Below are 6,995 nucleotides of genomic sequence, written 5' to 3' on the forward strand. Positions count from 1 at the left end.
GCCACGGGCGTGGCAAGGAGCCTGCATGCAGCTCAGGCGCTGGGCTGGCACTCAGGCCTGCGCCGCACGCAGGCGCATCGAAAAATCACGCAGCACGGCAATGCCGCTGTCCTCGGCCCGGCGGCACCAGGCCTGCAGGTCCGCCGTGAGCTGCTCGCGCGAGTGCGAAGTGTTGAGCCACAGCTGGCGCAGTTCTTCGCGCATGGAGATCATCTTGTCGAGCACCGGTGATGCGGCGCGCACCTGGGCCAATTGCGGCAGAACCACGGCAGGCACCTTCTCGACATCCCGGTGCAGCCAGCGCATGGCGACGTTCAGCACCGATGCATCGGCCTGGCGCGCCTGCAATGCGGCCATTTCGGCCTTGCAGGCCTGGCGCACACCGCGCGCATAGGCGGCCATGACCTCGTAGCGGTTGGCAATCAGGGCCTCCAGTGTCTTTGCATCGGCCACGGGTTTCACATCGCCCAGTTGCAATCGGGGTGGCACCTTCTTGACCGTGGCCCAGCCGATCGCCTGCATCAGGCGGATGTAGGCCCAGCCAATGTCCAACTCATAGGGCTTGATCGAGAACCTGGCCGACGTCGGATAGGTGTGGTGGTTGTTGTGCAGCTCCTCGCCACCAATGAGGATGCCCCAGGGCGAGAGATTGGTGCTGGCGTCCTGCGCCTCGAAGTTGCGGTAGCCCCAGTAGTGGCCCACGCCGTTGACCACGCCAGCCGCCCAGAAGGGAATCCAGGCCATCTGCACCGCCCACACGGCTGCGCCGAGCGCGCCAAACAGGGCCAGATCCAGGACCAGCATGAGCGCCACCCCCTGCCAGCGCAAGCGGCTGTATAGATTGCGCTCGATCCAGTCATTGGGCGTGCCGTGGCCGAACTTCTGGATCGTTTCCATATTCGTCGACTCGGCGCGGTACAGCTCGGCGCCACGCCACATCACGGTGCCAAGGCCGCGTGTCTGGGGGCTGTGGGGATCGTCCACGGTTTCGCATCTGGCGTGGTGCTTGCGGTGGATGGCCACCCATTCCCGGGTGACCATGCCCGTGGCTATCCACAGCCAGAAACGGAAAAAATGCGCTGGAATGGGATGCAGGTCCAGCGCACGGTGCGCCTGGGCGCGGTGCAGGAAAATCGTGACCGCGGCAATGGTGATGTGGGTGGTGGCCAGGGTGTACAGCACGATCTGCCACCAGGCCAGGCCCCACAAGCCATGGGCCAGCCAATCCATGGCGGCGTTCAGGGCCACCCCATCCGGCAACAGCATGTTCAAGACTCCTTGTTTCCCATACCCCATCCACCACGCCCCACGGCCGCTGGTGCGGAAATACCGCGTCCCGCTGCGGTTCAGCCCTTTTTGACCCAGACCGCCGCGAAAAATCCGTCGGTCTGGTGGACATGGGGCCACAAACGCAAATAACCACTGCCGGTATCACCACCGCTGCACAGCCCCCTGGCGCCCTCCACCTTGAGTTGCTCCAGCAATTCACCGGCGTCCAGCAGGCGGAAGTCCGTGTGCGCGGCGCTGAAAGCCTCGGCAATGGCCTCATTTTCCTGCGGCAGGATGCTGCAGGTGGCATACACCAGCCGTCCGCCCGGCTTGAGCAGGCGGGCGGCGCTGTCCAGAATGGCCGTTTGCTTGACCACCAGTTCGTCCACCGCCTTGGGCGACTGGCGCCACTTGAGATCGGGGTTGCGGCGCAGCGTGCCCAGGCCCGAGCAGGGTGCGTCCACCAGCACGCGGTCGATCTTGCCGGCCAGGCGCTTGATGCGCTCGTCCCGCTCGTGGGCGATGGCTGCCGGGTGCACATTCGACAGGCCGCTGCGCGCCAGCCGCGGCTTGAGCGCATCGAGCCGGTGGGCCGACACGTCAAACGCATACAGGCGGCCGGTGCTGCGCATGCTGGCGCCAATGGCCAGCGTCTTGCCGCCCGCGCCCGCGCAAAAATCCACCACCATCTCGCCGCGCTTGGCGTCCAGCAGCAGGGCCAGCAACTGCGAGCCCTCGTCCTGCACCTCGATGGCGCCGCGCGTGAACGCATCGAGCTTGGTCAGCGCAGGCTTGTCGTCCACGCGCAGGCCCCAGGGCGAATACGGCGCGGGATGCGCCTTGATACCGGCCTTGGCCAGCTCCTTTTGCACATCGGCGCGCTTGTCCTTGAGCGCATTGACACGCAGGTCCAGTGGCGCGCTCTGTGCCAGGCTCTCCACCAGCGGCCAGAAACCCTCCCCCAGCTGGTCCTTGAGGGGCTTGACCAGCCATTCGGGCAGGTTGTGGCGATGGCGCTCCATCAGGTCATCCACTGTGACCGCATCACACTGGTCCAGCCAGTTCTTCTCCTGATCGGTCAGCGCGCTCTTGAGAAAATCGCGCGGGCCATGAAAGCCGAGGATGGCCAGGCGGCGCTCCTTGGGGCCCGAGCCCGAGGGCGCCATGTGGTCGAACAGCAGCTTCTTGCGCAGCACGGTGTAAACCGTCTCGGCCAGCGTGGCACGTTCGCGGGGGCCCAGGCCCCGGTTATCGCGGAAGAATCGTGACACCACCGCGTCGGCGGGGTGTTCAAACGTAAGGGTGAGCCTGACAAGTTCGGCGCAGGCGTCGAGAAGGACTTTGGGATGCATGCCCCGATTGTCCCACCGACACCCTGATCGGTGCATGCACCTCACCCCGAGACGCAGCGGCACAGCGGCCCTTCTGCGTCAGCCGGCACTGCCGCAGCCGCCTGCGGGACGGCTCGTTGCGAGCGCACCAGGCGCGCACAATCTGCGCCTCCCCTCTGTACTGCTCTGATTCACCGCCCTTCCCCCATGACCGACGAAGACCTGCCCGCACTCATCCGCACGCCACCTGGCCTGTACCGCCACTACAAGGGAATGCTCTATCAGGTGATCGACACCGTGCGCCACAGCGAGACGCTGGAGCCCATGACGCTGTACCGCGCGCTTTACGGCCAGCGGGGCCTGTGGGTGCGCCCTGCAGCCATGTTTCTGGAAAACGTTTCGGTGGATGGGCAGTTGCGGCCCCGCTTTGAGCGCTGCAGCGATGCGACCCCTGACATGGAGAGCTGACCCTCCGTTGCGCCAACGCAGTTACAAGGCTTGCACCAGCGCCCGCACAGCGCGCGGGTAGATCACATGTTCCTGGGTGAGCACACGCGCCGCCAGCGTATCGGCCGTGTCCCCCGGCAGCACAGGCACCACGGCCTGGTCCAGGATCGGGCCCACGTCCAGTTCGGCCGTCACCTGGTGCACCGTCACACCGGCAAACCTGCAGCCCGCATCAATGGCGCGCTGGTGCGTGTGCAGCCCGGTGAAAGCCGGCAGCAGCGAGGGGTGGATGTTGATGAGCCGCCCCGCGTAATGCGCCACAAAACCCGGTGTGAGGATGCGCATGAACCCGGCCAGCACCACCAGGGCGGGCTGATGGCGGTCGATGGTGGCGGCCAGTTCGGCGTCAAAGGCCTCGCGGCTGGCAAAGGCCTTGTGGTCCAGCACCTCGGTGGCAATGCCCTGCGCGCGGGCAAAAACCAGCCCGCCGGCATCGGCTTTGTTGCTGACCACGGCGGCCACGCGCGCGCCATAGCGCTGCTCCCAGTTTTCCTGCTGCGCGGTTCGGACGATGGTGGCCATGTTGGAGCCGCCGCCAGAGATCAAAATCACAATGTTTTTCATTGCCTGCAATTATCCCCGCCATGCCGTTCGACCCTCGTACCCGCCCCCTCACACCCCAAGAAGCCCGCGTGCTCGCCACCCTGATGGAGAAGGCCCGCACCGTGCCCGACAGCTACCCCATGTCGCTCAACGGCCTGCTGACCGGCTGCAACCAGAAGACCAGCCGCGACCCGGTGATGCAGCTGAGCGATGCCCAGGCGCAGGAAGCGTTGGATTCGCTCAAGCTGCTGAGCCTGGCGTTCGAGAGCAGCGGCAACCGCACCACCCGCTGGGAGCACAACTTCCAGCGCGGCGTGGGCGTGCCCGAGCAGTCGGCGGTGCTGCTGGGCCTCTTGATGCTGCGCGGCCCGCAGACGGCGGGCGAGCTGCGCATCAACGCCGAGCGCTGGTACCGCTTTGCCGACATCTCCTCGGTAGAAGCCTTTCTGGACGAACTGCAGGAGCGCAGCGCCGAAAAAGGCGGCCCGCTGGTCGTGCAGCTGCCCCGCGCGCCCGGCGCCCGTGAGCAGCGCTGGGCGCATTTGATGTGCGGGCCCGTGGACACCACCCCCAGCCATGTGCCCGCAGGCAGTGTGGGCTCAGCCCCGTCGCCCGCCCTGCAGGCCCGTGTGGATGCCCTGGAGGCCGAAGTGGCCATCCTCCGAAATACCGTGCAGCGGCTGTGTTCCGAACTGGGCATTTCCCCTGACTTCAGTCCAATGTCGCCACCCGGACAGGAGTGAAACGAACGCCCGTGCTACAACAGCGGAATCATTTGGAGACAAACCGATGGATCTCGCATTCACACCCGAAGAACAGGCCTTCCGCGAAGAAGTTCGCGCATGGGTTCACGCCCACCTGCCCAAGGAAATTTCCCACAAGGTGCACAACGCCCTGCGCCTGACCCGCACCGACATGCAGGGTTGGGCCAAGATTTTGGGCCAAAAGGGCTGGCTCGGTTTTGGCTGGCCGAAGGAGTTTGGCGGCCCCGGCTGGACGGCCGTGCAAAAGCACCTGTTTGAAGAAGAATGCGCCCTCGCCGGCGCACCCCGCATCATCCCCTTCGGCCCGGTGATGGTAGCCCCGGTGATCATGGCGTTTGGCAATGCCGAGCAGCAAAAGCGCTTCTTGCCCGGCATCGCCAGCGGCGAAGTGTGGTGGAGCCAGGGCTACAGCGAACCGGGCTCGGGCTCGGACCTGGCCAGCGTCAAGACCCGCGCCGAGCGCGTGGGCGACAAATACATCGTCAACGGCCAGAAGACCTGGACCACGCTGGGCCAGCACGGCGACTGGATGTTCAACCTGGTGCGCACCAGTACCGAGGGCAAGCCGCAGACCGGCATCTCCTTCCTGCTGCTGGACATGAAGTCCAAGGGCGTGACCGTGCGCCCCATCAAGCTGCTGGACGGCGAGTGTGAAGTCAATGAAGTGTTCTTCGACAACGTCGAGGTGCCTGCCGAGAACCTGATCGGTGAAGAGAACAAGGGCTGGACCTACGCCAAGCACCTGCTGAGCCACGAGCGCACCAACATCGCCGACGTGAACCGCAGCAAGCGCGAGCTGGAGCGCCTGAAGCGCATCGCCCGGGCCGAAGGCGTGTGGGAGGACCAACGTTTCCGCGACCAGATCGCGCTGCTGGAAGTGGACATCGTGGCGCTGGAAATGCTGGTGCTGCGCGTGCTATCCAACGAGAAGTCGGGCAAGAACTCGCTCGACATCGCCGGCCTGCTCAAGATCAAGGGCAGCGAGATCCAGCAGCGCTACGCCGAGCTGATGATGCTGGCCGCAGGCCCCTTTGCCATGCCCTTCATCGAAGAAGCCATGGAAGCCGGCTGGCAGGGCAACTTCCCCGGCGGCGTCACCGCCAACGCGCCGCTGGCATCCACTTACTTCAACCTGCGCAAGACCACCATCTACGGTGGCTCGAACGAGGTCCAACGCAACATCGTGGCGCAGACCGTTCTGGGCTGACGCCCAGTACGGTCCGCGCCTTGCGCGACAGAACTGCTCCCCCGTGCCCCCTCCGGGAGGGGGTTCCCGATAGAGCTTCGCTGGTTGTTGAGGGCGCCACGGCGCCACAACCAGCACAAGGAGAGACACATGGATTTCGATTTTTCTGACGACCAGGAACAGCTGCGCGACGCCGTGCGCAAGTGGGTGGACAAGGGCTACACGTTCGAGCGCCGCCGCGCTGCCGTAGCCGCGGGTGGTTTTGACCGCGCCGCCTGGAACGAACTGGCCGAGCTGGGCCTGACCGCACTCACCGTGCCCGAAGCGCACGACGGCATGGGCCAGGGCGCGATCGACGCCATGGTGGTGGCCGAAGAACTGGGCCGCGGCATTGTGCTGGAGCCCATTGCCCAGGCCTTCATCGCCTGCAGCGTGCTGTCGCACTACGCACCGGCCGACATGCAATCGGCCTGGCTGCCCCGCGTGGCCAGCGGCGAGGCGCTGGTGGTACTGGCGCAGCAGGAGCGCAAGGCGCGCTACCGCTTGAACGTTTGCGAGGCAAAAGCGATTCAAGCGCAATCGGGACATTTGCTGACAGCTACCAAAAGCATAGTACCCGCCGGGGACAAGGCCGATGCGTTCATCGTGCCTGCACAGTTGGACGGCAAAATCGTCCTTTTCCTGGTCGAGCGCACTGCCAGCGGCGTGACCACCCACGGCTACGTCACGCAAGACGGCAGCCGCGCTGCTGAAGTGCAGCTCGCCAACGCCCCTGCCACGCTCATCACCACCGATGGCCTGGCCGCGCTGGAGCTGGCCGTGGACACCGGCATCGCCGCCACCTGCGCCGAAGCCGTGGGCGTGATGGGCAAGACCGTCGCCATCACCGTCGAATACATGAACCAGCGCAAGCAGTTCGGCGTGTTCATTGCCAGCTTCCAGGCGCTGCGCCACCGCGTGGCCGACATGAAGATGCAGCTGGAGCTGGCCCGCTCGATGAGCTACTACGCCAGCCTCAAGCTCGGCGCGCCCGCGGACGAACGCCGCCGCGCCATGGCCCGCGCCAAGGTGCAGCTGGGCCAGTCCATGCGCTTCGTGGGCCAGCAGGCCGTGCAACTGCATGGTGGCATCGGCGTGACGGACGAATACATCGTGAGCCACTACTTCAAGAAGCTCACCCAACTCGAAGTGGCTTTTGGCGACACGCTGCACCACCTGGGTGAAGTGTCGGCGCGCATGCAGGACACCGCGGGTGTGTTTGCCTGAGGCCAGGTTCCCGCCGCCCGAAAAACCGCCTTCGGGCCAATGCCAGTCAGTTAAGCTTGGCTTGATCTGATTGGCAGTAAAAAGGGAACGTGTTTCACGTTCCCTTTTTATTTTGTCGATCCTGCTGCA

At 65.3% G+C, this 6,995-nt stretch carries 7 protein-coding genes; 4 read left to right on the forward strand and 3 right to left on the reverse strand.

The features are described 5' to 3' along the window. Window positions 1–51: 51 nt before the first annotated feature. Both BLW02_RS04580 and BLW02_RS04585 read right to left on the reverse strand, forming a co-directional pair. Entirely contained in the window at window positions 52–1,266 is a 1,215-nt protein-coding gene (locus BLW02_RS04580; protein WP_026435854.1) for a DesA family fatty acid desaturase, read from the reverse strand. A gap of 80 nt (window positions 1,267–1,346) precedes the next feature. Then, window positions 1,347–2,621, reverse strand: a complete 1,275-nt coding sequence (locus BLW02_RS04585) for an RsmB/NOP family class I SAM-dependent RNA methyltransferase (protein WP_026435853.1) — start codon at window positions 2,619–2,621, stop codon at window positions 1,347–1,349. A gap of 186 nt (window positions 2,622–2,807) precedes the next feature. Here BLW02_RS04585 and BLW02_RS04590 point away from each other — a divergent pair, with 186 nt between their 5' ends. Beyond that, window positions 2,808–3,068 (forward strand): DUF1653 domain-containing protein, encoded by a 261-nt coding sequence (locus BLW02_RS04590; protein ID WP_026435852.1) that lies wholly within the window; start codon window positions 2,808–2,810, stop codon window positions 3,066–3,068. A 21-nt stretch (window positions 3,069–3,089) separates the two neighbouring features. On the opposite strand, the gene purN is transcribed toward BLW02_RS04590, so the two are convergent. Then, window positions 3,090–3,671 (reverse strand): phosphoribosylglycinamide formyltransferase, encoded by a 582-nt coding sequence (gene purN / locus BLW02_RS04595; protein WP_026435851.1) that lies wholly within the window; start codon window positions 3,669–3,671, stop codon window positions 3,090–3,092. A gap of 20 nt (window positions 3,672–3,691) precedes the next feature. Here purN and BLW02_RS04600 point away from each other — a divergent pair, with 20 nt between their 5' ends. From BLW02_RS04600 to BLW02_RS04610, 3 genes are all read left to right on the forward strand, one after another. Beyond that, window positions 3,692–4,393, forward strand: coding sequence for a YceH family protein (locus BLW02_RS04600; protein ID WP_026435850.1), 702 nt, complete (start codon window positions 3,692–3,694; stop codon window positions 4,391–4,393). 46 nt (window positions 4,394–4,439) lie between these two features. Then, on the forward strand, window positions 4,440–5,621 hold the full coding sequence (locus tag BLW02_RS04605; RefSeq protein ID WP_026435849.1) for an acyl-CoA dehydrogenase family protein: 1,182 nt from the start codon (window positions 4,440–4,442) through the stop codon (window positions 5,619–5,621). A gap of 129 nt (window positions 5,622–5,750) precedes the next feature. Continuing rightward, complete coding sequence (locus BLW02_RS04610) at window positions 5,751–6,866, forward strand: acyl-CoA dehydrogenase family protein (RefSeq protein ID WP_092697208.1); 1,116 nt, start codon at window positions 5,751–5,753, stop codon at window positions 6,864–6,866. Window positions 6,867–6,995 lie beyond the last annotated feature (129 nt).

The organism is Acidovorax soli (genome assembly GCF_900107605.1).
Lineage (GTDB): Bacteria > Pseudomonadota > Gammaproteobacteria > Burkholderiales > Burkholderiaceae_C > Acidovorax > Acidovorax soli.